The organism is Burkholderia sp. HMSC10F09, from assembly GCF_001806955.1.
Lineage (GTDB): Bacteria > Pseudomonadota > Gammaproteobacteria > Burkholderiales > Burkholderiaceae > Burkholderia > Burkholderia multivorans.
This window is the reverse complement of sequence record NZ_KV786745.1, coordinates 1-2,132: the sequence shown is the minus strand read 5'-3', so window position 1 is coordinate 2,132 and position 2,132 is coordinate 1. Positions and strand designations below refer to the sequence as shown.

2 protein-coding genes are annotated in these 2,132 nt (G+C 66.6%); both read right to left on the bottom strand.

Annotation, left to right across the window (positions count from 1 at the left end; all coding sequences use genetic code 11):
* Positions 1 to 3: 3 nt before the first annotated feature.
* Entirely contained in the window at positions 4 to 840 is an 837-nt protein-coding gene (locus tag HMPREF3115_RS16500) for an ABC transporter permease (protein WP_070555181.1), read from the bottom strand.
* 32 nt (positions 841 to 872) lie between these two features.
* A partial coding sequence (locus HMPREF3115_RS16495) for an ABC transporter permease (protein WP_256276216.1) occupies positions 873 to 2,132 on the bottom strand: 1,260 nt, incomplete at its 5' end.

Genomic DNA, 2,132 nt, shown 5'->3' with positions numbered 1-2,132 from the left:
GCGTTACGCCACCGCGCGCCGCGCCTGACGGCCGCGCAGCCATTCGAGCGCGAGCAGCAGGCTCGTCGAGAACACGATCAGGATCGTCGCGAGCGCCGCGATCGTCGGGCTGATGTTTTCGCGGATGCCGGTAAACATCTGCCGCGGCAGCGTCGTCTGGTCCGCACCGGCCAGAAACAGCGTGACGACCACTTCGTCGAACGACGTCGCGAACGCGAACAGCGCGCCCGACATCACGCCCGGCGCAATCACCGGCAGCGTCACGCGGAAGAATGTCGTCACCGGATTCGCGCCCAGCGACAGGCTCGCGCGCACGAGGTTCTGGTTGAACCCCTGCAGCGTCGCGGCCACCGTCGTCACGACGAACGGCACGCCCAGCGCCGCGTGCGCCGCGATCAGCCCCGTGTACGTGTTCGCGAGCCCCAGCGGCGCGAAGAACAGATACATGCCGACACCGACCACCACTACCGGCACGATCATCGGCGAGAGCAGCACCGCCATCAGCAGCCCCTTGCCGCGGAACTCGGCCTTCGTCAGCCCGATCGCGGCCAGCGTGCCGAGCACGGTCGCCACCAGCGTCGCCGACGGCGCCACGATGAAGCTGTTCTTCGCGGCCATGCGCCACTCGTCCGACGCAATCAGGTTCTCGTACCAGCGCGTCGAGAACCCCGGAATCGGATACACGAGGAACGTGCTCGACGAGAACGACAGCGGCACGATCGCAAGCACCGGCAGGATCAGATACAGCAGCGTGAGCACGACGAGCACGCGCAACGCGACGTACCACGCGCGCTCGACGAGCGACATGTGCGGCGCAAACAGCGGCCTGGCCAGTTTCATGGTCCTGTTCTCCTTTCCCTGTCGGCCCGCGCTCAGCCGAGGCTCACGTTGGTGCGCGTGAAGCGCCCGTACACCGCGTACAGCACGAGCGTCGCCGCGAGCAGCAGCCCGCCGAGCGCGCATGCCATTCCCCAGTTGATCGTCACGTTCGTGAAGTACGCGACGTAGTAGCTCACCATCTGATCGTTCGGGCCGCCGAGCAGCGCCGGCGTGATGTAGTAGCCGATCGCGAGGATGAACACGAGCAGCGCGCCCGCGCCGACGCCCGGATACGTCTGCGGCACGTACACGCGCCAGAATGCCGCGAACGGATGGCTGCCGAGCGAGACGGCCGCGCGCTGGTAGGTCGGCGGAATCGACTTCATCACGCTGTACAGCGGCAGGATCATGAACGGCAGCAGAATGTGCGTCATCGAGATATAGACGCCCACGCGATTGAACAGCAGCGCGAGCGGATGCGCGATCAGGCCGCTGCCGATCAGCGCCTTGTTGATCAGCCCTTCGTTCTGCAGCAGCACGATCCACGCGGCCACGCGCACGAGCACCGAGGTCCAGAACGGAATCAGCACGAGAATCATCGCGAGGTTCGCGCGGCGCTCCGACAGCGTCGAGATCCAGTAGGCGAGCGGATAGCCGAGCAGCAGCGCGAACAGCGTCACGGCAATGCCGATCACGAACGTGCGGCCGAAGATCGCCAGATAGATCGACTGGTCCGGATCGGCGTGCACGATGTTACCGAAGCCATCCTGCTTGTGATCGAGCGCGGCCAGCAAATAGAACGGCGAATAGGCGCTGCCGTTTTTGGCGATGGCCTGCCAGTAGGCGATCTCGCCCCAGCGCGCATCGAGTTCGAGCAGTTTGCTGCGCGTGCCGGCCGGCGTCAGCGCCGCGCCATCGTCGCTTTTCAGCGGCATCGCGCGCGCCGTTTTCGCGACGAGCGAGCGATAGCCGGGAATCTCAGTGTTCAGCCGCCGTGCGAGCGCACCCATCGCGTCGCTGTCGGCGACCTTCGTCATGTCGGTGGCGAGCGCCGCGTAAGCGGCGTCGGCGGGCGGCGTCTTGCGATCCCACTTCGACAGCGCGGCGACCGTGTTCGGCAGCGCGGCGGCGATCTCGGGGTTCTGCACCGCGCGCGTGAGCAGCGTGCCGATCGGCACGACGAACACCAGCAGCAAGAAGATCGCGAGCGGCGCGATCAGCAGCAGCGCCATCGTGCGCTTGCGCGCTTCGGCCGCCTTCAGCTCGCGCTTGAGTGCGGCCGTCGACGTCGGGGAAGAAGCGATCGTCATCGT

Bases quoted from the DNA above. Each gene is read 5' to 3' on its own strand.
- HMPREF3115_RS16500 (WP_070555181.1), bottom strand. From the start codon at position 840: ATGAAACTGGCCAGGCCGCTGTTTGCGCCGCACATGTCGCTCGTCGAG.